We start from the raw sequence: 23824 nt of genomic DNA, 5'->3' as shown, positions 1-23824 counted from the left end.
ATAAAAATGAAAACAGCAGGAAGAAAGAAGATAGCGATTGTGGGAACGGGAATCTCTGGCCTTACTTGTGGTTATTACTTGCATAAAGAACATGATGTAACGCTGTTTGAAGCGAACGATTACATCGGTGGCCATACTGCAACCGTTGATGTGAGCCTTGATGGTAAAGAATACGCGATAGATACTGGGTTCATCGTCTATAACGACCGTACGTACCCTAATTTCATTAAAATGATGAGCGAGATTGGCGTTGAAGGTCTGCCGACTCAAATGAGCTTCAGTGTCAGAAATGATGGGAACGGACTAGAGTACAACGGCCACACAGTGTCGACATTGTTTGCTCAAAAACGTAACTGGGCAAACCCTAAATTTTATCGATTTATCTTCGAGATACTTCGTTTCAATAAACTTGCCAAGCGCTTCGCTAGCGAGCAGTCCACGCACTCTCAGACGTTAGGTGAGTTCCTTGACGAACACAAATTCAGTGCTTTCTTTACCGATAACTACATTTTACCGATGGGTGCTGCGATTTGGTCGTCGACTTTAGCTGACATGCGCGCATTCCCTCTTATGTTCTTCTTACGTTTCTTCCTCAACCACGGTCTGCTAGATGTGACTAACCGACCACAATGGTATGTGATTAAAGGTGGTTCACGTTCATACATTCCACCATTGACCAAAGGCTTTGCCGAGAATATTCGTCTTAATAGTCCTGTCGAAAAAGTGGTTCGCAACGAAAAAGGGGTTGGCGTTCAAGTTCGCGGAGAAACGCATTGGTTTGATGACGTTATCTTTGCTTGTCACAGTGATCAAGCAATGAGAATGCTAGAGGATATCAGCCCAATTGAGCAGGAAATCTTGGGGGATATGACATACCAAGCAAATGAAGTTGTTCTTCATACCGACTCTGCCGTACTACCAAAACGTAAGGCAGCATGGGCATCATGGAACTACCTATTGGAAGGCAGTGAGGAGGAACAGCAACGCCTCCCTTCGCTCACTTATAACATGAACATTCTTCAGCATATTCAATCAGAACACACGTTTTGTGTAACGTTGAATAGTACTGAGCAAATTAACTCAAATAAAGTCTTGCGTTCGTTCACTTATCATCATCCAGTATTCACCACTGAGTCTATTGCAGCGCAGCAGCGCAAAAATGAGATACAGGGTAAACAAAGTACCTGGTTCTGCGGCGCTTATTGGTACAACGGTTTTCATGAAGATGGCGTGCATAGCGCGCTTGATGTTGTGAAAGAACTAGAAGAAAAGTACCGCGAACAAAATGTGGTTCCTTTCGAAAAAGGCGCAGCGTGATATGGATAGCCAAATGAACAGCCGATTGTTTATAGGCAACGTTCGTCACCGTCGATTCACGCCTGTGAATCATGAGTTGAACTACTCTTTATTTATGCCCGCCATCGATGTAGACGAGATCGATGCTTTAGAGAAAAAAGTATGGGGTTTTGGTTCGCGTTGGTGGCATTGGGCTCGCTTTAAGCGCAGTGATTACATTGGTGAAGGTAGCGTCAAGTCGGCAGTGCACAGCAAAATTGAAGAACTGACAGGTGTTCGCTGTACCGGCAAGGTAATCGCAGTCTGTCACTTGCGTTATCTAGGACTTTATTTCAGTCCCGTTAATTTCTACTACGTTTATAACACGGAAGGAGAATGGAAGTATCTCCTCGCAGAGGTGAGTAACACTCCTTGGAATGAACGACATTACTACGTGGTGTCAGCAGATAAAGAAGAAAAGTTTGGTTGGGAACAAGATAAAGCATTCCATGTTTCACCATTCAACCCGATTGACCAACTCTACCGCTGGAGAATTAAGCCTTTGACAGACAAGTTGAATATTCATCTTGAATGTCACAAAGGAGAGAAACACTTTGATGCCACCATGGTTATGAAAGCTAAGCCACTTTCAAGCAAAACCTTATTGAGGTGTTTGATCGTTACACCAATACAAACGGTAAAAGTAATGGTTGGTATTTATTGGCACGCATTAAAACTTTGGGTGAAAGGCGCACCTTTTTATTCTCATCCTAAATATTCAACGCATGAAGAAATAGAAGCCGATATTGAAAAAACAGACAAAAAAAATAAAAAGCACAAGGAGAATTCTGCATGTTAAATACTAGTTCTATGACATTGCCGCGTAAATTGACGACAACGCAAAAAGCGGCTCGCGGAGTTATTTTTCAATGTCTGCAAAAAATGGAAATCGGCTGCTTAACAGTTATTGAAAGTTTTAAGACGGAAACGACAGAGCGAAGCGAGCGTTTTAGTGCGCCAAATGGGGAGTACAGTGGTCAACCTGTTGTCGCTACTATAGAGGTAAAACATCCAGGCTTTTATTCACGGATCTTGCAGGGCGGCAGTATTGCTGCTGGTGAGGCTTATATGGATGGGTGGTGGGATAGCCCCGATTTAACCTCATTAATGAAACTGATGGCCCTTAACATGCGTGCTCTAGATAAACTCGAAGAGCAAGGCAGTTGGTTGACTAAAATACTGTACAAGTTCAGTCATTGGTCAAACAGAAACTCTGAAGAGAACTCACGTAAAAATATCCATGCGCATTACGACTTGGGTAACAACCTATACGAAGCGTTCCTTGACACCAATATGCTGTACTCGTCGGCGCTTTACAATCATGCGGACGACTCTCTAGAGCAGGCTCAAATCAACAAAATGGATCGTCTATGTCAGCAACTTGAGCTGAAGCCCACTGATCATGTTGTTGAAATTGGCACTGGGTGGGGCGCTATGGCGATTTACATGGCCGAACAATACGGCTGTCAGGTCACCACAACAACGATATCTGAAGAGCAACACGCGTACGCGGAGCAAAAAATCAAAGAGCGTGGCTTAGAAGATAAAATCACACTACTCAAAGAAGATTACCGTAACTTAACCGGCACTTATGACAAGCTCGTTTCTATTGAAATGATTGAAGCTGTGGGCAAACAATTCCTGCCTTCGTACATTAAGGTCTGTGAGTCTTTATTGAAGACTGGTGGCTTGATGGCGATTCAAGCGATTACGATTGCCGATCAGCGTTACGATTACTACAGTAACAACGTCGACTTTATCCAAAAGTACATTTTCCCGGGTGGTTTTTTACCGTCGGTAACCTCACTAACCCAAGCAACAACAAAGTACAGTGACTTAGTGACGCGAGACTTGTTCGATATTGGTTTGGACTACGCCAAGACGCTGAACGAATGGCACTTACGTTTTAATCGAGCAGAGAATGAAGTGCGCTCGTTTGGCTACGACGACCGCTTTGTGCGTATGTGGCGCTACTATTTGAGCTACTGTGAAGGTGGCTTTTTGGCTCGCACGATCAGTGCCGTTCACATGACGTTTCAACGCCCGTAGTTCGTTATGAAGGTGTTTCTTGCTTCGACATGGTTCCAACTCTGCTGGTTTGCAGCGGTGCTTGGAACCTATCAATGGCAATGGGTGACGTTATTCCTTACTTTGGCAACCCTACTATATTGTTTGAAAACTGACGCATCTTCGCTCAAAAGTATTGGTGTTATCGCCACGATTGGTCTCGTGCTTGATACATTAAATCAGCAATTTTCAATTTTCATGTTTGCCACTCAATGGTTACCCCTTTGGCTTTTGTGCCTTTGGATTCTGTTCGCCTGGTATGCCTATCAACTCAAGTCAATTTTGTACCGTTTCCCAAAAACCTACGTATCAATAGTAGGCGGACTCGGAGGAACAGCGAGCTACTTTGCTGGCTATAAGCTCCAAGCCGTTGAATTTGGATTTAGCACTGGCGCTACACTGGCAATGTTGTTTGTCGAATGGTGCGTCATGATGCTCTTGATACTCAAGGTGTACGGAAATGAAAAGCTTGAAGAGAGACTTAACTCAGAGACTGACTAGGCTGCTTGCGTTGGTAATAGTAACTGGCTCTTTTGCTCTGCAAGCTCAACCTGTTGGAAACAGCGAAGCTGCTAGCAACATTGCGAATTGGAAGGGATGGAAAACTGTTGGAGAAGCCCAACTTACTTGGTTCATCTTCGATATTTATCACTCAAGATTAAAAGCGCCTGATGGAAAGTTCATCGTAAGCGATGACGTATCGCCACATCCCCTTGCGTTGGAAATTAACTACAAGAGAGACATCAGTAAGCAACAGCTGCTTGATGTGACGGATGAGCAGTGGGCGAAATTGGGTTTTACGGACTCATATCGAAAAGCTTGGATCAGCGAGCTCGATCGTATGTTTCCTGATATTCAAAAAGGTGACGAGCTTACTTATCTAACAGATGGAAAATCTGGTCAGCTTTTTTATAAGCAGGTTGGGGACGTGCAAGTAAAGAACGTTGGCATCATTGAAGACGAACGAATGAACGATGCATTTTTGGCTATATGGTTATCACCCAACACAGAATTTCCGAAACTCCGAAAACAATTGATAGGGCAGGTTAGATAGTGTTTAAACGAATTTTTAAATCAGCGACTTTAGTGGCAGCTGTTTTTCTTTCGGCATGTTCCGCAGACATTGATAATTACCGCTCTTCTAAACCGACTTTTGACGTATTCGGTTATTTCGAAGGCGACATAAAGGCGTGGGGGATGGTGCAAGATTATACCGGACAGCAAACGCGTCGCTTTGAAGTCGATATAGTGGGTACTGTAGCGGGTGATACGCTGACGCTGGTGGAAGACTTCGTGTTTGATGACGGAGAGGTGGACCAGCGAATTTGGGTTATCACTAGATTAGAAGACGGTCGTTATGAAGGTAAGGCAGACGATATTATAGGTGTGGCAACAGGGGAAGAGCAGGGCAATGCGCTACAGTGGCAATATGACTTTGAGCTACAAATGGAGGATTCATCAGTGACGGTTGCTTTTGATGATTGGCTTTATCGTCAGGATGACAGACACGTTTTCAATCTAACGAAAATAAAAAAGTTTGGTGTGGAAGTAGGAACAATAACCTTGTTCTTCCAAAAGCTGCCATAACAAATGGGGCTGATCTTCAATTAATAATCCATTCCATATAACTAAAATTATTTTCTCCCGACCTAACTCTCCTAACTAAAAAAGGTTGACGCTTTCGCGTCAACCTTTTAAGTATCTGGTCGTTACAGGAGTATTACAGCTTATCTGTCAGCTCGATTGCTTGACCGATATAGTTCGCTGGTGTCATCTCTTTCAGACGTGCTTTCTCGTGCTCAGGAAGCTCAAGACCGTCGATGAAGTTACGCATTGCTTCGCCGTCTACACGCTTACCACGAGTTAGCTCTTTCAGCTTCTCGTATGGCTTCTCGATGCCGTAACGACGCATAACGGTTTGTACTGGCTCAGCTAGTACTTCCCAGTTCTTGTCTAGTTCAGCAAGAAGCGCTTCACGGTTTACTTCTAGCTTGCTGATGCCTTTAAGTGTCGAAGTGTAAGCGATGATAGCGTAGCCAACACCAACACCAAGGTTACGTAGAACCGTTGAGTCAGTTAGGTCACGTTGCCAACGAGAGATAGGCAGTTTCTGTGCTAGGTGGCCGAATACAGCGTTCGCAAGACCTAGGTTACCTTCTGAGTTTTCAAAGTCGATTGGGTTAACTTTGTGAGGCATTGTTGAAGAACCGATCTCACCAGCAATAGTTTTTTGCTTGAAGTGGCCTAGTGCAATGTAACCCCAAACGTCACGGTCGAAGTCAATCAGGATAGTGTTGAAACGAGCGATAGCGTCGAACAGCTCAGCGATGTAATCGTGCGGTTCGATTTGAGTTGTGTAAGGGTTCCAAGTTACGCCTAGAGACTCTGTGATGAACTCTTCAGAGAACTTGTGCCAATCTAGCTCTGGGTAAGCAGAAAGGTGTGCATTGTAGTTACCTACTGCACCGTTGATTTTCGCTAGGATCTCAACGTTTTCGATTTGCTTGAATTGACGCTCCATACGGTACGCCACGTTTGCCATTTCTTTACCCATAGTAGATGGAGAAGCAGGCTGACCGTGTGTACGAGATAGAAGAGGAATGTCGCGGTATTCCACTGCTAGTGCTTTGATAGCGTCGATTAGGTTACGGATTTCTGGAAGAATCACGTTCTCACGCGCTTCTTTAAGCATTAGAGCGTGTGATGTGTTGTTGATGTCTTCAGAAGTACATGCGAAGTGGAAGAACTCGTTTACTGCGTGCAGTTCAGGAACGTCTGCTACTTTCTCTTTTAGGAAGTACTCAACCGCTTTTACGTCGTGGTTAGTTGTACGCTCGATCTCTTTGATACGGCGTGCATCTTCTTCAGAGAAGTTTGCAGCAAGGTCGTCTAGGAATTGGTTTGCTTCTGCGCTAAACGCTGGCACTTCTGCAATTTCAGCAGTAGCAGCAAGCTTTTGTAGCCAGCGGATTTCAACGATAGTACGGTACTTTAGTAGACCGTATTCACTGAAAATTTCGCGTAACGCAATTGTCTTGCTTCCGTAACGGCCGTCTACTGGTGAAACAGCAGTCAATGCTGACAGTTCCATGATGTTCTCCTGAATTGGGTTTCTAAATTTCGTGAGCTTTATACCAATAACTGTGGCAATTGTCACGAATATTGCGCAAACGTTTGCGCGAGATTTGTTTTAGTCGAAAAAAATGAGCTCGCGATAAACGCGAGCTGCTTATTTGATATTTTACTACAGACGAGCAAGAAGGATTTGTGCTTGCTCTACCATCTTCTTGCGCCCGAAGATTAGGTGGCGACGCTTACCACCAACTTGACGCCAAAGAACTGCACTACGAATGCCAGATAACAACAGCGCACGAACTTTGTGTTGGCTTGCCGTCTGCTGCAGTACAGATGGCGTGCCCGTTACTTGAATGCGTGGGCCAATAGGGCTAACGACATCCAGATAGATGCTCGCTAAATTGCTGATCATTTGATCGTCTAGTAGCTCAAAGTGCTCTGACTGACGCTTGGCCATTTGAATACGATCACCAAGCTGAGACATAGCATCGTTTCGAGAGCTTAACTTACGTTCTAACGCCATTAAACTAATAATGTAACGAGTAATTTCACTGCCTGATGGTGTGCTATCAATCCCTTTAACCAAGCATTCTAGGCCGAGCTTTAGATCGGCTTCGCGACCGAATACGCCAACTGTGTTAGCAGGGTTAGTGCTCAAAATAGCGTTGATTGATGTTTCAAAAGCATCTTGATCACAATGTCCGTTTCTCGCTACCTGTTGAACTAAAGCAACAGCTTGGCAAATCCCAGCGAAAGCGATAGTACGGTCATAAAGTGTATTCGCCACGTAACGACTCCTAAGCTTGAGAATATTTAATGCGTTGCTCGATGATGCCGCCACCTAGGCACACGTCACCTTTGTAGAACACTGCTGATTGACCTGGAGTTACAGCAATTTGTGGCTCGTCAAAGATAACTTTAATGTTTTCATCATCGATAGGGATGATTGTACAAGGAATATCTTCCTGACGGTAACGAGTTTTCACTGTGCACTTCATAACATCGCGAATTGGCTCACGATCTACCCAGTGAAGTTGTGATGCAAGTAGACCTTCTGATTTCAACATTGGATGGTCTTTACCTTGAACGGCAATCAAAACGTTACGCTCTAGGTCTTTCTCACCAACGAACCATGGGTCTTCGTTACCACCGCCACCTTTACGGCCACCGATGTGCAGACCTTTACGCTGACCAAGAGTGTGGTACATCAGGCCTTGATGTTGACCAATCACTTCGCCCTCAGGTGTTTCGATGTTACCTGGTTGAGCTGGAAGGTAGCGACCTAGGAATTCTGTAAACTTGCGTTCACCGATGAAACAAATACCCGTAGAGTCTTTCTTCTTCGCTGTGATTAGATCTTGCTCTTCCGCAATGCGGCGTACTTCTGGCTTTTCTAGATCACCAACAGGGAATAGGCTACGTGCGATTTGCTCGTTGCTTAATGTGTACAGGAAGTAGCTTTGATCTTTGTTGCCATCTAGACCACGTAGCATTTGTGGTTTTTCACCGTTTTCAGGGAAAGAACGACGCACGTAGTGACCCATTGCAATGTAATCCGCATCAAGCACTTCATCAGCGAACTCTAGGAATGCTTTGAACTTGATTTCTTTGTTACAAAGAATGTCTGGGTTTGGTGTACGACCTGCTTTGTATTCTGCAAGGAAGTACTCAAATACGTTATCCCAGTATTCAGCAGCAAAGTTGATGGTGTGTAGGTGAATGCCCAGCTTGTCACATACTGCCTGAGCATCAGCAAGATCTTCTGCTGCTGTACAATACTCTTCGTTGTCATCTTCTTCCCAGTTCTTCATGAACAGGCCTTCTACTTGGTAGCCTTGTTGCTTTAGAAGATACGCAGAAACAGATGAATCAACGCCGCCGGACATACCGACGATGACTTTCTTTTGGCTGTTATCAGACATTACTAAACACCACTAAAATTAACGGGACGCAGATTCTACCAGAATCCACTGACCGGTGACAGATCCGAGATCGAAATCACACTTCGATTTTGGCTTAAATTTATCCAAATGCGAAGGTGAGGGTTAAATTCGATAAGTATAGAAGGGTTATATATGGCATAGTTGGCAAAAATCCAAGAGGAAAAAGCAAATGACTGAAGAAAACCAATTTATGCAAGAAAGTGAGTTGATTGAAATTGTTGAAAATCAGCTAGAAGATGGCAATCCGCTCAAAGTAAAAGAAACCTTGATGCGTTTAATGATGACAGGTACACCACGTGAAGATGCGGTTGCGATGATGGCATGCGCAATGTCGATTGAGATTTTCGACGTGATGAAAAACGAAGGTGAATTCAATCTGAAACGCTACAGCGAGCACCTTGATCAATTACCAGATTTGGGTTTCATGGAAGGCGAATAGGCCGATTGAAAGAAAAAAGCAGACTGCAAACGTTTGCTATAATTGCCTTTATTGCTGCTTTAATAACGGCGGTATAGAATCCGTTCTCCTTTTCATCCCTTACTCAGACTAACAATATGAAATTTCCTGGACAACGCAAATCCAAGCACTATTTTCCTGTTCATGCTCGTGACCCATTGGTGAGCCAAGCACAAGAAAGTAAAAAGATGACGCGCACACACATCATCGGCATTGATCAAACGCTGGTTGATATTGAAGCGAAAGTGACAACGGATGTGATTGAAAAGTACGGTTTGAGTAAAGGACACTCGTTGGTTATTGATGATGCAACAGCAGAAGCTTTGTACCAACAGCTAAAAGCAGAATGCCTGATTACCAATGAGTATGCAGGTGGTACGATCGGTAATACGCTGCACAACTATTCAGTGTTGGCCGATGACCGTTCAACACTTCTGGGCGTAATGAGCCAAGATATCAAAATCGGCAGCTACGGTTACCGCTACCTATGTAACACATCTAGCCGTATGGACCTGAACTACCTACAAGGTGTTGACGGTGCAATCGGTCGTTGTTTTGCTCTGATTACCGAAGATGGTGAACGTACTTTCGCAATCAGCGAAGGTCAAATGAACCAACTTCACCCAGACAATATCCCTGAGAAGATCTTCAAGAGCGCATCTGCTCTAGTTCTTACTGCATACCTTGTTCGTTGTAAAGAAGGCGACCCAATGCCGGAAGCAACGATGCGTGCTATTGAATACGCGAAAAAGCACGATGTACCAGTGGTATTAACGCTAGGTACTAAATTTGTTATTCAAGATGATCCAACATTCTGGCAAGAATTCATTCGCGACAATGTTTCTGTCGTTGCGATGAACGAAGACGAAGCAGAAGCACTGACGGGGGAATCTGATCCACTTGCTGCGTCTGATAAAACATTGGAGTGGGCTGATCTAGTATTGTGCACGGCGGGTCCTGTAGGTCTATTTATGGCTGGGTATACGGAAGATAGCGCGAAGCGCGAAACTTCTTTGCCATTACTTCCAGGGTCAATTGCTGAATTTAATCGTTATGAATTCAGTCGTCCGGCGAAAAAAGACTCATGCGAGACGCCAATAAAAGTGTACTCGCATATCTCGCCATATATGGGTGGCCCAGAAAAAATTAAGAATACAAATGGCGCAGGTGATGCTGCGTTATCTGCTGTTCTTCATGATATGGCAGCAAATAAATACCATAAAGAAAATGTGCCTAATTCAAGCAAGCACAGTAACGAGTATTTAACTTACTCTTCTTTTTCTCAAGTCTGCAAATACGCAAACCGTGCTAGCTACGAAGTTCTCGTGCAACATTCACCACGATTGTCGCGCGGACTTCCTGAGCGAGAAGATAGCCTAGAAGAAGCATACTGGGAACGTTAATACGAAGCGGTTTAATTAACTATTCTGTAACTAAAGTAAAAGGCACATTAAGAAATGTGCCTTTTTTATTTGTAATGGTTTAAATAAAAAAGGCTCCCTATGGGAGCCTTTTAAAAATAGCACGGATCTAGATTAGGAACTCATCCAGAGATTTACCTGCATCAAGTTGCTCTTGAATCGCCGAAGGTGTACGACCTTGGCCAGTCCAAGTTTTCTCATTACCGTTTGAATCTGTGTATTTGTATTTAGCAGGGCGAGGTGCGCGCTTCGCTTTGCCTTTCGTCTTAGTTTCGCCAGATAGCGCAGTAATAAGTGCTTCTACGTCAATACCGTCTTGAGCGATTTTCTCAGCAATCTCTGCAAGCTTAGCTTCTTGCTCTGCTTGTGCTGCGCGTTCTGCTTCTTCTGCTTCACGACGCTCATCTACGACAGTAGTGAGTTTATCTAGAGCTTCTTCCAATTGTTCTAGAGTCAGCTCACGAGAAAATGCACGAAGGCTACGGATATTTAGAAGGGTTTTAGTCAGCTCTGACATAACGATTCCTATTAAAAGGTTAATGTGTTGGGCACTTTTTATCGTTACGATTAAATAATGCCAATCTATAAATAAACAAAGAGTCCTTATATTTAACTTTATCTTTTCCTTATGTGCAAATGCTAAATCAAGATTTTGTTTAAATTTGACTATTTTTTAAAGCAATTAATATTATTACACTCGAAATAAATCATTATTAGATGAGAACTAAAATCAACAATCATTATTGTATAGAGAGAGTGACAGCTTGGTTTTTTATAAAAAAATTTGAGTTATTACTTAAAAATATGAAGCATCCATCTTTAATGCTGTGTCATATATCCTTAATTTATTGATATAAGATAAACCATGATATTTCTAAGGTAGTAATAATGTTTCATAAATAACATGATTGATGTGATTTCAGTTGCACAAAACTTATGGAAGTAGGCAAGGTTTATAAATTATCTCAGTCATTATTTATTTGTTTAATTTAGTTTGATGTGTTGCATTGACTCTCATCATAAGTACAATGGCTGCCACCTGATGCAATATTGCAGACAATTTGTTGTTAATTTGTACAGTTAGTGGTTAATTGTTTGTTGTTGCCGTAGAGGCGCGGTCTCGAAGAGTAGCTATTATTGGGGTGATGCCAATGAATAATAGTGGAAGGCGAAGATTGCCGAAGTAAGTAACTCATCAAAGTTACTTGCTGGGGTTGTATCTGAAAGGAACAACACTGCCATAGTATATATTCACATTAAACTATGGAGCGCTACTGTAGGGTTGGGTGGAGTGTTCGCTTCCCTGTCGCTAAGTTCAACATGAGCACGTATCGTATGCTACGTGACTTGTCTGCAGTAGATCTCTAGCCAAACTTTGGTTTTTGAAGATCATGAATTTAATAGATTTTTCTAGTTCTCCTGTTTCATTATTGCCACCTATTGTCGCTTTGACTTTGGCGATTTTGACTCGACGTGTATTAGTTTCCTTGGGTGTAGGTATCGTGCTAGGTGCGGTGCTACTTAATAGCTGGTCTATCAGCGACACCGCAGGTTACGTCAGTTCTCAAGTTTCTTCTGTCTTTATTGAAGATGGCGGAATTAACACTTGGAACATGAGCATTGTTGGTTTCCTAATCTTATTAGGTATGACAACAGCTTTATTAACGCTATCTGGCGGTACTCGTGCTTTTGCTGAATGGGCACAATCTCGAGTGAAGAGTAAACGCGGCTCCAAACTTCTTGCCGCCTTTTTAGGCGTATTCATTTTTGTCGATGATTACTTTAATAGCCTTGCTGTTGGTGCGATCTCTCGCCCAGTAACCGATCGCTTTTATGTGTCTCGCGCTAAGCTTGCGTACATTCTAGACTCAACCGCCGCTCCAATGTGTGTAATTATGCCTGCTTCTAGCTGGGGTGCTTACATTATTACTATTATTGGCGGGATCTTAGTCTCACATGGGATCACAGAGTATTCGGCTCTTGGCGCATATGTTCGTCTTATCCCAATGAACTTCTACGCCGTTTTTGCGCTGCTAATGGTGTTCGCTGTTGCGTGGTTTGGTCTTGATATTGGTAAAATGCGTGAGCATGAAATCTCTGCATCGCAAGGTCGTGGCTTTGATAAAGACAAAGAAAATGACTCGCAAGAAGCGCATGACCTAAACGAAGAGCTAGATATCCGTGAAAGTGAAAAGGGTAAAGTGTCAGATTTGATACTTCCTATCGTAACGCTGATTATCGCGACTATCTCTTCAATGCTTTACACGGGTGGCCAAGCATTGGCTGCTGATGGTAAGGAGTTTGCGCTTCTTGGTGCTTTTGAAAATACAGATGTAGGTACATCACTAATCTACGGTAGCTTGCTTGGCTTAGCTGTTGCACTGTTTACTGTTGTGAAGCAAGGTCTACCAATGGCTGAGATCGCACGTACACTTTGGATTGGTGCTAAGTCTATGTTTGGTGCGATTCTAATCTTAGTATTTGCCTGGACCATTGGTTCTGTTATCGGTGATATGAAGACTGGTACTTACCTTTCGACAATGGCGCAGGGCAACATTAACCCACACTGGCTACCAGTTATCCTATTCTTGTTGTCTGGCCTAATGGCGTTCTCAACAGGTACTTCATGGGGTACGTTCGGCATTATGCTACCAATCGCGGGTGACATGGCTGGCGCAACAGACGTAGCGCTAATGCTACCGATGCTGAGTGCGGTTTTAGCTGGTGCGGTATTCGGTGACCATTGTTCACCAATCTCAGATACGACTATCTTGTCATCGACGGGTGCACGTTGTAACCACATTGATCACGTATCAACACAGCTACCTTATGCATTATCAGTCGCGCTTGTTTCATGCGTGGGCTTTATTGCCCTTGGTATGACTGCTTCAATTGCGTTTTCGTTTATTGCAGCGTCGATAACATTCGTTATCGTTTGCGCTATTTTGTCATGGCTTTCAAAGTCTAAAATAGCGTCTTGCCAGAGTGCGTAATTCACTGATTTAAAAGGTGAAATTGTAGGAGGCTTCGGCCTCCTTTTTTATTTGTATTATACAATTCGAATTTTTTTAAAATTAAGGGTTGAAAAAAGTAATCAGCTTGGTTAGTGTGGTTGGTAACAAAGCAAATGAGAAGAGCCTTGAAATAAGTATGCGTAATTTTGTAATGAACATTCATCACCATCATCACCCAATCTAGTCTTTCGGGCGATGTACGCATACCCGGGAGGCAGGAAACTCCCGGAGGTAAAATCAAAGTAAAAGCAGATTTTAAACCCTCGGGAGACTTCAATCTCCCGAGGGTTTTTTAGTTTTATTAGTTTGAAAAATACTTAGATATCAAAATCTTGCATAGGGACAAAGCAATGCAAACACAACGTTTAAGAATCGCAATTCAGAAAAAAGGTCGTCTTAGCAAAGAGAGTCAAGCTCTACTAAAACAGTGCGGCGTAAAGTTCAACGTAATGGGCGAGCGTTTAGTTGTCCATTCTGAAAATATGCCAATTGATTTACTCTTGGTTCGTGACGACGACATCCCAGGTTTAATTATGGATGGCGTGGTTGACCTTGGCTTTATTGGCGAAAATGAACTAGAAGAAGTTCGCCTTGACCGCAAAGCATTAGGTGAACCCTGCGAGTTTGTTCAGCTTCGTCGACTTGATTTTGGTGGCTGTCGTTTATCTATCGCAATCGACAAGGACGAAGAGTACAACGGTCCACAAGACTTAGCTGGCAAGCGTATTGCTACAACGTATCCTCAACTTCTAAAAGCGTACATGGATGAAGCCGGCGTTCCATTCTCTACATGTATGCTGACAGGCTCTGTAGAAGTTGCGCCTCGCGCGGGTCTCGCTGATGCTATCGCTGATTTGGTTTCTACAGGTGCAACACTGGAAGCGAACGGCCTTAAAGAAGCTGAAATTATCTTCAAATCAAAAGCGACATTGATTCAACGCACAGGTGAGTTCGACGCAGACAAAGTGGCGCTAATCGAAAAGCTGTTAACTCGCATGCAAGGCGTGCAGCAAGCGAAAGAATCTAAGTACATTATGCTTCACGCCCCAGCAGAGAAGTTAGATCAAATTAAAGCACTACTGCCAGGTGCTGAAGACCCAACTGTTCTTCCTCTTTCTGCAGATAAGCAGAAAATGGCTGTTCACTTAGTGAGTTCTGAAAACCTATTCTGGGAAACAATGGAACAGCTGAAAGAGTTGGGCGCAAGTTCAATTCTCGTTCTACCAATTGAAAAAATGATGGAGTAAGCATCATGAGAACAGTCGTTTGGCAATCATTAAGTGAGAATCAGCAAGACTCTATTTTGGAGCGCCCTGCTATTGCAGAAGGTGCCAATATCACCACTGCTGTGGCCGAAGTTATTGCTAAAGTTCGAGAAGAAGGTGACTCTGCTCTTATTGAGCTGACAGAAAAGTTTGACCGTGTTAAGCCTGAATCCATTCGTGTTTCTTCTCAGGAAATTAAGGCAGCGTCAGAGCGTTTGTCAGAGTCAATGAAGAGCGCACTAGAGCAAGCTTACGCCAATATTTCTAAGTTCCACAAAGCGCAAAAGCCGCAACCGCTCAAGGTGGAAACGCAGCCAGGTGTTCTTTGTGAACAAGTAACACGTCCAATTCAAAAAGTGGGTTTGTACATTCCTGGTGGCAGTGCGCCTTTGCCATCGACTGTTTTGATGCTCGGCGTTCCTGCAAAAATTGCAGGTTGTCGTAAAGTCGTTCTTTGTTCTCCACCGCCAATCGCTGATGAGATCCTTTATGTCGCGAAGCTGTGTGGCATTGATGAAGTGTACAACGTCGGTGGTGGCCAAGCAGTTGCTGCAATGGCTTATGGCACCGAGACTGTATCGAAAGTAGATAAGATCTTTGGTCCGGGCAACGCTTACGTGACCGAAGCAAAACGACAGGTTAGCAATGATTTCCGCGGTGCTGCGATTGATATGCCAGCAGGGCCATCAGAAGTGCTAGTGATTGCAGATGAAACCGCAGATGCAGACTTTATCGCTGCGGATCTTTTGAGCCAAGCGGAACACGGTCCTGATTCTCAAGTGGTATTGGTGACTCCTTCTCCTGTGATTGCTGATCAAGTGACGGATGCGGTTCAACGTCAGCTTAAGGAGCTATCTCGTGCAGACATCGCAGAAAAGGCTCTGGCATCAAGCTTGATCATTATTTCCGAGTCGATGACGCAGTCAGTTTCTATTTCCAATTACTACGGTCCTGAGCACTTGATTGTTCAGACTAAGAACCCTCGTGAGCTTCTACCTCTATTAGATAACGCAGGTTCTATCTTCCTTGGGGATTGGTCTCCTGAATCTGCGGGAGATTACGCATCGGGGACTAACCACGTCCTTCCTACTTACGGTTACACACGTACTTATTCAAGCTTAGGTTTGGCGGATTTCTCTAAACGAATGACGGTTCAGGAGCTTTCTGCTGATGGTTTAAAGAACCTTGCACCAACGGTAGTCACGATGGCTGAAGCAGAAGGTCTGGACGCTCACAAACGTGCTGTTACTATCCGCGTAGAAAAATTAGCAAGTAAGTAAGAATAAGAGAGTAATGAGATGGAAAAGCTAGCGCGTAAACAAGTCCAACAGCTTACCCCTTATATGTCGGCTCGCCGAATCGGTGGTACGGGTGACGTATGGCTAAATGCCAACGAATCACCATTTAACAATGAATACAAAACAGACTTTGCTCGTCTTAATCGTTACAGCGAATGTCAGCCTAAAGAACTGATTTCTGCTTACGCAGCCTATGCGGGTGTGAAACCAGAGCAAACATTAACATCTCGTGGTGCGGATGAAGGTATTGAACTACTGATTCGTGCATTCTGTGAGCCGGGTGAAGATGCGATTCTTTACTGCCCACCGACTTACGGTATGTACGCCATCAGTGCAGAAACCATCGGTGTAGAGTGCAAAACCGTGCCGCTAACGTCAGATTGGCAACTAGACCTTGCAGGCATCGAAGCTAATCTGGATAACGTGAAACTGGTTTTTGTATGTTCGCCAAACAACCCAACAGGTAACTTGGTTAAGCGTGAGGACATTGTGTCTCTGCTTGAGATGACAAAAGACCGTGCAATCGTGGTGATGGATGAAGCGTACATCGATTTTTGTCCAGAAGCGTCAACGGTAGACCTACTGGCGCAATACCCGAACCTTGCAATTCTGCGTACTCTGTCGAAAGCTTTTGCGCTTGCAGGTCTACGTTGTGGATTTACGCTTGCGAACGAAGAGCTGATTAATGTACTTCTTAAAGTTATCGCACCTTACCCAGTCCCAGTTCCAGTGGCAGAAATTGCGACTCAGGCGCTTTCGGAAGCTGGTTTAGCGCGAGCGAAGTTTCAAGTTCTCGATTTGAATGCAAACCGTGCTTACTTGCAAGTTGGCCTTTCAATGATTCCGGGCTTGGAAGTGTTTGAAGGGTGGGGGAACTACCTATTGGTGAAATTCCCAGATGGCGATGACCTTTTCAAAGCGGCTTGGGATACGGGCATTATTTTGCGTAACTCGCCAATTGAAAACTGTGTGCGTATCAGTGTGGGTAACCGTGACGAGTGCGAAAAAACGCTTGGATTTATCAGAAACTACTACGCATAAATAGAGACAGAATTTATCGCTCTCGCTAAATAGCGGGAGCGCCAAAAGAATAGCAATAAGGAAGTTCGAGTGAGCAAACAACAAAAAATCCTTTTTATCGACCGTGATGGCACCTTAATTGTTGAGCCGCCGATTGATTTTCAAGTAGACCGTTTAGATAAGCTAAAACTAGAACCATTTGTTATCCCAAGCCTGCTGTCGTTGCAGGATGCAGGATACCGTCTAGTGATGGTCACGAACCAAGATGGTTTGGGTACCGACAGCTACCCACAAGCTGATTTTGATGCACCACACAACATGATGATGGAGATCTTTGAATCTCAAGGTGTGAAGTTTGATGATGTGCTGATTTGTCCTCACTTCGATGAAGATAACTGCTCTTGCCGTAAGCCTAAATTGGGCTTGGTAAAAGAGTACCTTCAAGGTGGCAAAGTGGATTTTCAAAACTCTGTTGTGATTGGCGATCGTCAAACCGATCTTCAACTTGCAGAAAACATGGCAATTCGTGGCATTCAATACAACCCAGAAACCATGGGTTGGAAACAGATCCTAAAAGATCTCACGGTGAAGGCTCGCGTTGCTGAAGTGGTTCGCACCACAAAAGAAACAGACATTAAAGTATTCGTTAATCTTGACGAGCAAGGCGGTAACGATATTTCTACAGGTCTTGGCTTTTTTGACCACATGCTGGATCAAATTGCGACGCACGGTGGATTCCAAATGGTGTGCAAAGTGGAAGGTGACCTGCACATTGATGATCACCACACAGTAGAAGATACCGCTCTTGCGTTGGGTCAAGCGTTGAAAGAAGCACTGGGTGACAAGCGTGGTATTGGTCGCTTTGGCTTTAGCTTGCCAATGGATGAGTGTTTGGCGCAATGCGCACTAGACCTATCAGGTCGTCCTTACCTTAAGTTCGACGCGCAGTTTAGTCGTGAGCAAGTGGGTGATCTTTCAACAGAGATGGTGGTTCACTTCTTCCGCTCTCTGACTGACACATTAGCGTGTACGTTGCACCTTTCTTCTGCGGGCAACAATGATCACCACATCATTGAAAGTCTATTTAAAGCGTTTGGTCGTACGTTACGCCAAGCAATCAAAGTAGAAGGCACTGAGCTACCAAGTAGTAAAGGCGTGCTTTAAGGCTAACGTTAGCAAGGAGAAAAACAGTGACAGAACAGAAAGTTGTCATTATCGATACTGGCTGTGCCAACGTTTCTTCGGTGAAGTTTGCCATTGAACGCCTAGGCTATGACGTAACGATTTCAAAAGATCCGCAAGTCGTATTATCCGCAGATAAGCTATTCCTACCGGGTGTGGGAACCGCCAGCGAAGCGATGAAGAACCTAGAAGAGCGCGATCTGATCAGCTTGGTAAAACAGGTAGAAAAGCCATTACTAGGTATCTGTTTAGGCATGCAACTGTTGGGCAAAGTGTCTCAAGAGAAAGGGCAGAAAGCCGACGAGTTAGTTGAGTGTCTTGGACTTTGTGATGGCGAAGTGAAGCTACTACAAACTGGCGATTTGCCGTTGCCGCATATGGGGTGGAACACGGTCTCTGCAAAAGCAGGTAATCCACTTTTCAAAGATATTGAAGAAGGAGAGTATTTCTACTTCGTGCACAGCTTTGCGATGCCTGTTGGGGATTACACGATTGCGGAATGTGAATACGGCAACCCGTTCACAGCAGCAGTACAAAGCGGTAACTATTACGGCGTGCAATTCCACCCTGAGCGTTCTTCAAAAGCGGGCGCGAAGCTTATTCAAAACTTCTTAGAATTATAAAAGGGATTTAGTGTGATTATTCCAGCTCTTGATTTAATTGAAGGACAGGTGGTTCGCCTTTATCAAGGTGATTACGGCCAAGTAACTGAGTACAAAGTCGACCCAGCAGAGCAGTTCAACTTGTACCACCAAGCTGGTGCTAACTGGCTGCACTTGGTGGATTTAACTGGCGCGAAAGACACGACAGCACGTCAACTTGATTTAATTGCAAAGCTACTAGCAAGCACGCCAGCGAACATCCAAATCGGTGGCGGAGTGCGCACAGAGCAAGACGTGATTGAGCTGCTAGAAGCGGGGGCTCAGCGTGTTGTCGTTGGCTCAACAGCAGTAAAACAGCCAGAGCTTGTGAAAGGTTGGATGGAAAAATACGGTGCAGAGAAAATCGTTCTCGCGCTAGACATCAACATCGATCAAGACGGCACACGTAAAGTAGCGATTTCTGGTTGGCAAGAAGATTCAGGCGTGACTATCGAAGCTCTGATCAACGATTACCTGACGGTAGGTTTGCAGCACGTGCTTTGTACGGACATTTCTCGTGACGGTACGCTAGAAGGCTCAAACGTAGAGCTTTATGTCGACCTATGTAAACAGTACCCACAAGTGCAGTTTCAATCTTCAGGTGGCATTGGCTCATTAGCAGATATCGAAGCGCTAAAAGGCAGCGGTGTGGCTGGTGTGATTGTTGGTCGTGCGCTGTTAGATGGTAAATTCACAGCAGAGGAGGCATTTGCATGCTGGCAAAGCGAATAATTCCATGTCTTGATGTTCGTGATGGACAAGTGGTGAAGGGCGTCCAGTTCCGCAACCACGAAATCATTGGCGACATCGTTCCTCTGGCGCAGCGTTATGCGGAAGAAGGCGCTGACGAGCTTGTGTTCTACGATATTACCGCTTCAAGTGATGGGCGTGTTGTTGACAAAAGTTGGGTCGCTCGCGTTGCTGAAGTGATTGATATTCCCTTCTGTGTCGCTGGTGGTATTAAATCAGCGGAAGATGCAGCGCGCATTCTTGAGTTTGGTGCAGACAAAGTGTCTATTAACTCACCTGCATTGGCTAACCCGCAACTGATTACTGACCTTGCTGATAAGTTTGGTGTGCAATGTATCGTCGTTGGTATCGATTCATACTACGACAAAGAGACAGGCAAGTATCAGGTTTACCAGTTTACTGGCGATGAAGAACGCACCAAAGCAACTCAATGGGAAACACGTGATTGGGTGCAAGAAGTACAAAAGCGTGGCGCTGGTGAAATCGTACTGAACATGATGAACCAAGACGGCGTACGTAACGGTTACGATATTGAACAACTTAACATGGTGCGTGAAGTGTGTAACGTGCCATTGATTGCATCGGGTGGGGCAGGTGCTATGGAGCACTTTGCGGAAGCATACCAAAAAGCAAATGTGGATGGCGCGCTTGCCGCATCGGTATTCCACAAACAAGTCATCAATATTGGTGAACTAAAGCAGTATTTGAAACAACAAGGCATTGAGGTACGACTATGAGTGTGAAAGCCGCCGAAGTAAGTTCGCTAGTTGAGCGAATCAACTGGGAAAAGGTGGATGGTCTGGTACCTGCTATCGTACAAGATTTCCAATCAAGCCAAGTGCTGATGATGGGTTATATGAACCAAGATGCGTTGGCAAAAACGGGCGAAACAGGTCAAGTGACGTTTTTCTCTCGTACCAAGCAGCGTCTTTGGACGAAAGGTGAGACCTCCGGCAACGTATTGCAACTAGTGAACATTCAGCTCGATTGCGACAACGATACGCTACTGGTGAAAGTGAATCCCATTGGTCCTACGTGTCACTTGGGTAACACAACTTGCTGGGATGTGGACCCTCAAGAGGAGTCACAAATGGTGTGGCTTCATCAACTTGAGCAGCTATTGGCTGCCCGCAAGAGTGCCGACCCAGATTCCTCTTATACTGCCAGTCTTTATGCCCGTGGCACCAAGCGTATTTCGCAAAAAGTGGGCGAAGAAGGCGTTGAAGTCGCGCTTGCGGCGACGTCGGGCGATAAGGCGGAGTTAGTGTGTGAATCTGCAGATTTGATTTATCACTTAATGGTATTGCTTCAAGACCAAGGCTTATCGATGAATGACGTAGTGAACAAACTGAAAGAGCGTCATAAGTAAGCTTGCGATAAGTGAAAGCCCCTATGCTCTCGAGCCTAGGGGCTTTTTACTTTAGTGTTCTTGATTCGGGGCAAAAACCGGCAACAGTGCTGGTGGCGATTAGATTCTGAATCACGCTCGTCCCTCGCTGTTCAGAATGACGGTATATTTTCTAATGGTACTTGCAGTAGAGTTATTTACTTCAAATAGGTACATATATTCACGTCACTCCAACGAACCTAGGCGAAGTCAAGAATCCAATTAAATCGAGCTCAATAAGCTAGGAGTGGATGATCTTACCCACAACACTTCTTAAATTTCTTACCGCTTCCACAGATACACGGGTCGTTACGACCTACTTTTAGGCTACTCACTGGTTGGTTTAGGCGAGGATCTTGTTCTGGTTCTTCTTCTAGCTCTTCTTCTGGAAACGTGCCGTCAATGTAGTACCAAAGCCCATTTTCTTTCACGAAACGAGAACGCTCTGTCATACAGTAGCGTTTGCCGTCTTCATCAAAATAAGCGCTAAACTCTACAAAGCCTTCATTGTCATTACTGCCAGCTTCTGTTTTTACAACTTCAAGCTTGCACCAATCGCTGTCGATAGATTGGGCAATGCCTTCACGTTGCTCTTCTGCATTACAGCTTGGGTGGTATGTGTTCACCACGTAATCCACTAGACCTAACACATGCGCGCTGTAACGAGAACGCATTAGCTGCTCCGGAGTGGTGACGTCAGCGTGGTTATTGTGGGCAATTTCACAACACTGTTGGTAGGTGCGGTTAGAGCCGCAAGGACAAGAAGAAGCCATAAAATGAAATCTCGATTAATTAAGCGGTAAAAACAAACAACCCCACATAAGTGAGGTCGCAGGTATTCTTTGGGGCATTATAGCCGTTTAGGGCGTTTGAGACAGCAGTTCTTGAGCCCATTCCGTCGATTGATTAAAAGCGTCTGCTAATTGAGGTTCGGTTAATTTAAGAACGGTGCAATATCGCTCGGCTAACTCCCAGTCCGCTTGTTCGTAGGCGATCGTCATCGAAAGTAAGTGACCAAGTACGCCTTTTCGACTGGTTAATGCGAGTTTTATATCTTCGTCAACGGGGATATCTTCAATGACATCCGAGAGCGGTTGATCGAGCAAAGATCCGAGCAAAGAAAACATGCCTGTCAAAAAAGCCTGCCCAGGGTCATACCTAGTGTTCATTTGACTAAGTAGCAGTTCACACATTCGTGCACGCTGAATCGCTAAAGAGTAAAGAGAGTCAGGTTTATCTTCTTGAACGGAGGCAATTGCAACTAAGGAAATAAAGCGTCGTAGTCGCTCTTCACCCAGATAAATAAGCGCCTGTCTGAACGATTTGATCTTAGTCGTTAATGTATATCCTGAATTTACGTAAGTAAGCAGCTTGTATGACAGCGTCACATCAATCGAAAACAGACGTTCAACCTCATTGAAGTCGATGGGCTTATCTGCAATCTCTTTACAAAGTTGGATGACGGTAAGAAACGCGGGGTTCAACCGTTTTTTCTGGATCATCTCAGGTTTGCTAAAAAAATACCCTTGAAAATAGTTAAAACCGGCTTCTAGAGCTTGCTCAAACTCTTCATAGGTCTCTACCTTTTCCGCAAGAAAGTCGATTTTAAATGGGCTCAACGCCTGAATAAAAATGGCAGCTTTCTTGATCGGCACAAGTCTAATATCAAACTTGATCATGGAAACGTATGGAAGAAAACGCTTCCAAGCTTTCGTCGGAACAAAATCATCCAGAGCAATTTTGTACCCGCACTCATGAAGGTGCTTGATGGCTTCTAACAGTTCTTCTGTCGGTTGGCAGTCTTCAAGGACTTCAATGACGAGAGATTCTTTAGGAAACAAAGTTGGGACCAAGTTCACCAAGCTTTGATGCGGAAAGTTAACAAAGCCAAGTTTGTTTCCTAATGTGTTGTAATGCGTCGACAAAAAATGATCGGATAGCAGTCGACTAGTAGCCAGCTCTGGTTCTACTTCAGGGAAGGTATTTTTAGGGCCGTCTCGAAAGAGGAGTTCGTAACCTATGGTTCGTTTTTCTCTATCCAGAATCGGTTGGCGAGCTACGTAAGAATACTTCAATTAGGTACTTCGTTCTGTTTAACTTAGTATTATGATAATAGCGATTTTTTACAAAATATCTACGACTTGAGCGTGAATCTTCTACACGCTCTACATGCTTAACGCAAATTCTGTATGAACGGTCTCGTTTGCAGGTCAAAACTATCAGAATTTACTTTTAAAACTGAGCCTTGCGTATACCAATCCCCTAAAACAATTCGGGTCTTTTTAATGCCATCGACGTCAAAAAAATGTGTGTTCGGGCGATGTGTGTGACCATGAATCATTATGTTGACGCAGTTCTGAGACATCACTTTCTCGACCTCATTTTGGTTAACGTCCATGATATCTAATGACTTGCTCATTTTATCATCACGAATATCGGATTGAACTTTTGAGACAATTTTCTTCTTAATGAACCAAGGAATACGGTTAAACAACCATTGTAGCCATGGCTTGTGAACGGTTTTTCTAAACTCTTGGTATTTCACATCGTCAATGCAGAGCGTATCGCCATGTAGGATTACGGCTTTTTGACCATAAAGATCAATCGTGCAGACATCGTCGAGTAATGTCATACCGGTTTCTTTGCAAAAGCGTTTGCCGAGTAAAAAATCTCGATTGCCTTGGATGAAAAAAGTTGGCACACCCGCATCCGTCAGTGCTTTAAATTCTGCACGGATTTGGTCTGCAAAAGGGGTGTTGTCATCGTCACCAATCCAGAACTCAAACAGATCGCCGAGTACATAAAGTGCATCAGCTTTTGTTGCTTCTGTTCGCATGAACGTCACAAAACATTCCGTGATATCAGGACGTGATGGGGTAAGGTGAAGATCGGAAATAAATAATGTCGTCATAGAAATAAGGGGAAGCTATGCCTCCCCATTAACTTATCTTTTAAAAATAATTCCTAAG

The 23824-nt window shown here is 44.2% G+C and carries 24 protein-coding genes, 1 riboswitch and 1 other annotated feature; of the genes, 17 read left to right on the top strand and 7 right to left on the bottom strand.

Annotated features, from left to right (window positions below; translation table 11 throughout):
• Positions 1-6 precede the first annotated feature (6 nt).
• Genes R8N49_RS04825 through R8N49_RS04800 form a run of 6 tightly spaced genes read left to right on the top strand, consistent with a single transcriptional unit; the run spans position 7 to position 4989 of the window.
• The gene (locus R8N49_RS04825) at positions 7-1317 is read left to right on the top strand and encodes an NAD(P)/FAD-dependent oxidoreductase (RefSeq protein WP_258489353.1); all 1311 of its coding nucleotides are present in this window, start codon (positions 7-9) and stop codon (positions 1315-1317) included.
• Between the two features lies 1 nt (position 1318).
• Entirely contained in the window at positions 1319-2134 is an 816-nt protein-coding gene (locus R8N49_RS04820; RefSeq protein ID WP_258489352.1) for a DUF1365 domain-containing protein, read from the top strand.
• Positions 2128-3384, top strand: a complete 1257-nt coding sequence (locus R8N49_RS04815) for an SAM-dependent methyltransferase (protein ID WP_042522068.1) — start codon at positions 2128-2130, stop codon at positions 3382-3384. The genes R8N49_RS04820 and R8N49_RS04815 overlap by 7 nt, the downstream gene beginning before the upstream one ends.
• A gap of 6 nt (positions 3385-3390) precedes the next feature.
• The gene (locus R8N49_RS04810; RefSeq protein ID WP_042522066.1) at positions 3391-3903 is read left to right on the top strand and encodes a DUF2878 domain-containing protein; all 513 of its coding nucleotides are present in this window, start codon (positions 3391-3393) and stop codon (positions 3901-3903) included.
• Positions 3863-4456, top strand: a complete 594-nt coding sequence (locus tag R8N49_RS04805; RefSeq protein ID WP_017821712.1) for a chalcone isomerase family protein — start codon at positions 3863-3865, stop codon at positions 4454-4456. The genes R8N49_RS04810 and R8N49_RS04805 overlap by 41 nt, the downstream gene beginning before the upstream one ends.
• Positions 4456-4989: a DUF3833 domain-containing protein gene (locus R8N49_RS04800; protein WP_017821713.1), complete on the top strand. Its 534-nt coding sequence runs from the start codon at positions 4456-4458 to the stop codon at positions 4987-4989. Before R8N49_RS04805 ends, R8N49_RS04800 begins: the two co-directional genes overlap by 1 nt.
• Positions 4990-5122: 133 nt before the next feature.
• Here R8N49_RS04800 and purB read toward each other — a convergent pair whose 3' ends face one another.
• The 3 genes from purB to mnmA all read right to left on the bottom strand — a co-directional run bounded on the left by purB (position 5123) and on the right by mnmA (position 8399).
• Positions 5123-6493 (bottom strand): adenylosuccinate lyase, encoded by a 1371-nt coding sequence (purB, locus tag R8N49_RS04795; RefSeq protein ID WP_005378198.1) that lies wholly within the window; start codon positions 6491-6493, stop codon positions 5123-5125.
• A 153-nt stretch (positions 6494-6646) separates the two neighbouring features.
• Positions 6647-7264: a high frequency lysogenization protein HflD gene (gene hflD / locus R8N49_RS04790; RefSeq protein ID WP_005378194.1), complete on the bottom strand. Its 618-nt coding sequence runs from the start codon at positions 7262-7264 to the stop codon at positions 6647-6649.
• Positions 7265-7274: 10 nt separating this feature from the next.
• A complete protein-coding gene (mnmA, locus tag R8N49_RS04785) occupies positions 7275-8399 on the bottom strand; it encodes a tRNA 2-thiouridine(34) synthase MnmA (protein WP_005378192.1) in 1125 nt (374 codons plus the stop codon).
• Between the two features lie 190 nt (positions 8400-8589).
• Here mnmA and R8N49_RS04780 point away from each other — a divergent pair, with 190 nt between their 5' ends.
• Entirely contained in the window at positions 8590-8859 is a 270-nt protein-coding gene (locus tag R8N49_RS04780; RefSeq protein ID WP_005437209.1) for a hypothetical protein, read from the top strand.
• Positions 8860-8975: 116 nt separating this feature from the next.
• Entirely contained in the window at positions 8976-10280 is a 1305-nt protein-coding gene (locus R8N49_RS04775; protein ID WP_205390794.1) for an inosine/guanosine kinase, read from the top strand.
• Between the two features lie 127 nt (positions 10281-10407).
• Here R8N49_RS04775 and R8N49_RS04770 read toward each other — a convergent pair whose 3' ends face one another.
• Positions 10408-10815, bottom strand: coding sequence for an H-NS family nucleoid-associated regulatory protein (locus R8N49_RS04770; RefSeq protein ID WP_005378185.1), 408 nt, complete (start codon positions 10813-10815; stop codon positions 10408-10410).
• 582 nt (positions 10816-11397) lie between these two features.
• A riboswitch (Lysine riboswitch) is annotated at positions 11398-11580 on the top strand.
• Positions 11581-11689: 109 nt separating this feature from the next.
• On the opposite strand from R8N49_RS04770, the gene tet(35) reads away from it, so the two are divergent.
• The 9 genes from tet(35) to hisIE all read left to right on the top strand — a co-directional run bounded on the left by tet(35) (position 11690) and on the right by hisIE (position 20837).
• On the top strand, positions 11690-13291 hold the full coding sequence (gene tet(35), locus R8N49_RS04765) for a tetracycline efflux Na+/H+ antiporter family transporter Tet(35) (RefSeq protein ID WP_318189872.1): 1602 nt from the start codon (positions 11690-11692) through the stop codon (positions 13289-13291).
• A gap of 180 nt (positions 13292-13471) precedes the next feature.
• Positions 13472-13609: a sequence feature (His leader region), on the top strand.
• A 53-nt stretch (positions 13610-13662) separates the two neighbouring features.
• Positions 13663-14559: an ATP phosphoribosyltransferase gene (gene hisG, locus R8N49_RS04760; RefSeq protein ID WP_005378180.1), complete on the top strand. Its 897-nt coding sequence runs from the start codon at positions 13663-13665 to the stop codon at positions 14557-14559.
• A 5-nt stretch (positions 14560-14564) separates the two neighbouring features.
• Entirely contained in the window at positions 14565-15857 is a 1293-nt protein-coding gene (gene hisD, locus R8N49_RS04755) for a histidinol dehydrogenase (protein WP_054577956.1), read from the top strand.
• An 18-nt stretch (positions 15858-15875) separates the two neighbouring features.
• Positions 15876-16916 (top strand): histidinol-phosphate transaminase, encoded by a 1041-nt coding sequence (hisC, locus tag R8N49_RS04750; protein WP_086046628.1) that lies wholly within the window; start codon positions 15876-15878, stop codon positions 16914-16916.
• Between the two features lie 69 nt (positions 16917-16985).
• Positions 16986-18059, top strand: coding sequence for a bifunctional histidinol-phosphatase/imidazoleglycerol-phosphate dehydratase HisB (gene hisB / locus R8N49_RS04745; protein WP_005389832.1), 1074 nt, complete (start codon positions 16986-16988; stop codon positions 18057-18059).
• A gap of 26 nt (positions 18060-18085) precedes the next feature.
• A complete protein-coding gene (gene hisH / locus R8N49_RS04740; protein ID WP_017821716.1) occupies positions 18086-18700 on the top strand; it encodes an imidazole glycerol phosphate synthase subunit HisH in 615 nt (204 codons plus the stop codon).
• Positions 18701-18712: 12 nt separating this feature from the next.
• Positions 18713-19450: a 1-(5-phosphoribosyl)-5-[(5-phosphoribosylamino)methylideneamino]imidazole-4-carboxamide isomerase gene (gene hisA / locus R8N49_RS04735; RefSeq protein ID WP_053307442.1), complete on the top strand. Its 738-nt coding sequence runs from the start codon at positions 18713-18715 to the stop codon at positions 19448-19450.
• Positions 19432-20205: an imidazole glycerol phosphate synthase subunit HisF gene (gene hisF / locus R8N49_RS04730; protein WP_004749837.1), complete on the top strand. Its 774-nt coding sequence runs from the start codon at positions 19432-19434 to the stop codon at positions 20203-20205. Before hisA ends, hisF begins: the two co-directional genes overlap by 19 nt.
• On the top strand, positions 20202-20837 hold the full coding sequence (gene hisIE / locus R8N49_RS04725) for a bifunctional phosphoribosyl-AMP cyclohydrolase/phosphoribosyl-ATP diphosphatase HisIE (protein WP_053307441.1): 636 nt from the start codon (positions 20202-20204) through the stop codon (positions 20835-20837). The genes hisF and hisIE overlap by 4 nt, the downstream gene beginning before the upstream one ends.
• Positions 20838-21112: 275 nt before the next feature.
• Here hisIE and R8N49_RS04720 read toward each other — a convergent pair whose 3' ends face one another.
• The 3 genes from R8N49_RS04720 to lpxH form a co-directional block, all read right to left on the bottom strand.
• Positions 21113-21628, bottom strand: a complete 516-nt coding sequence (locus R8N49_RS04720) for a YchJ family protein (RefSeq protein WP_031812834.1) — start codon at positions 21626-21628, stop codon at positions 21113-21115.
• Between the two features lie 87 nt (positions 21629-21715).
• Complete coding sequence (locus R8N49_RS04715) at positions 21716-22930, bottom strand: EAL and HDOD domain-containing protein (RefSeq protein ID WP_017821720.1); 1215 nt, start codon at positions 22928-22930, stop codon at positions 21716-21718.
• Positions 22931-23028: 98 nt separating this feature from the next.
• Complete coding sequence (gene lpxH / locus R8N49_RS04710; RefSeq protein WP_005378157.1) at positions 23029-23766, bottom strand: UDP-2,3-diacylglucosamine diphosphatase; 738 nt, start codon at positions 23764-23766, stop codon at positions 23029-23031.
• Positions 23767-23824 lie beyond the last annotated feature (58 nt).

It is taken from the genome of Vibrio sp. 1978 (genome assembly GCF_033344345.1).
Note: the sequence above shows the minus strand (reverse complement) of the source record. Positions and strands in the feature narration are given on the sequence as shown.

Bases quoted from the DNA above. Each gene is read 5' to 3' on its own strand.
- R8N49_RS04825 (WP_258489353.1), top strand. From the start codon at position 7: ATGAAAACAGCAGGAAGAAAGAAGATAGCGATTGTGGGAACGGGAATC.
- R8N49_RS04820 (WP_258489352.1), top strand. From the start codon at position 1,319: ATGGATAGCCAAATGAACAGCCGATTGTTTATAGGCAACGTTCGTCAC.
- R8N49_RS04815 (WP_042522068.1), top strand. From the start codon at position 2,128: ATGTTAAATACTAGTTCTATGACATTGCCGCGTAAATTGACGACAACG.
- R8N49_RS04810 (WP_042522066.1), top strand. From the start codon at position 3,391: ATGAAGGTGTTTCTTGCTTCGACATGGTTCCAACTCTGCTGGTTTGCA.
- R8N49_RS04805 (WP_017821712.1), top strand. From the start codon at position 3,863: ATGAAAAGCTTGAAGAGAGACTTAACTCAGAGACTGACTAGGCTGCTT.
- purB (WP_005378198.1), bottom strand. From the start codon at position 6,493: ATGGAACTGTCAGCATTGACTGCTGTTTCACCAGTAGACGGCCGTTAC.
- mnmA (WP_005378192.1), bottom strand. From the start codon at position 8,399: ATGTCTGATAACAGCCAAAAGAAAGTCATCGTCGGTATGTCCGGCGGC.
- R8N49_RS04780 (WP_005437209.1), top strand. From the start codon at position 8,590: ATGACTGAAGAAAACCAATTTATGCAAGAAAGTGAGTTGATTGAAATT.
- R8N49_RS04775 (WP_205390794.1), top strand. From the start codon at position 8,976: ATGAAATTTCCTGGACAACGCAAATCCAAGCACTATTTTCCTGTTCAT.
- R8N49_RS04770 (WP_005378185.1), bottom strand. From the start codon at position 10,815: ATGTCAGAGCTGACTAAAACCCTTCTAAATATCCGTAGCCTTCGTGCA.
- hisG (WP_005378180.1), top strand. From the start codon at position 13,663: ATGCAAACACAACGTTTAAGAATCGCAATTCAGAAAAAAGGTCGTCTT.
- hisD (WP_054577956.1), top strand. From the start codon at position 14,565: ATGAGAACAGTCGTTTGGCAATCATTAAGTGAGAATCAGCAAGACTCT.
- hisC (WP_086046628.1), top strand. From the start codon at position 15,876: ATGGAAAAGCTAGCGCGTAAACAAGTCCAACAGCTTACCCCTTATATG.
- hisF (WP_004749837.1), top strand. From the start codon at position 19,432: ATGCTGGCAAAGCGAATAATTCCATGTCTTGATGTTCGTGATGGACAA.
- hisIE (WP_053307441.1), top strand. From the start codon at position 20,202: ATGAGTGTGAAAGCCGCCGAAGTAAGTTCGCTAGTTGAGCGAATCAAC.
- R8N49_RS04720 (WP_031812834.1), bottom strand. From the start codon at position 21,628: ATGGCTTCTTCTTGTCCTTGCGGCTCTAACCGCACCTACCAACAGTGT.
- lpxH (WP_005378157.1), bottom strand. From the start codon at position 23,766: ATGACGACATTATTTATTTCCGATCTTCACCTTACCCCATCACGTCCT.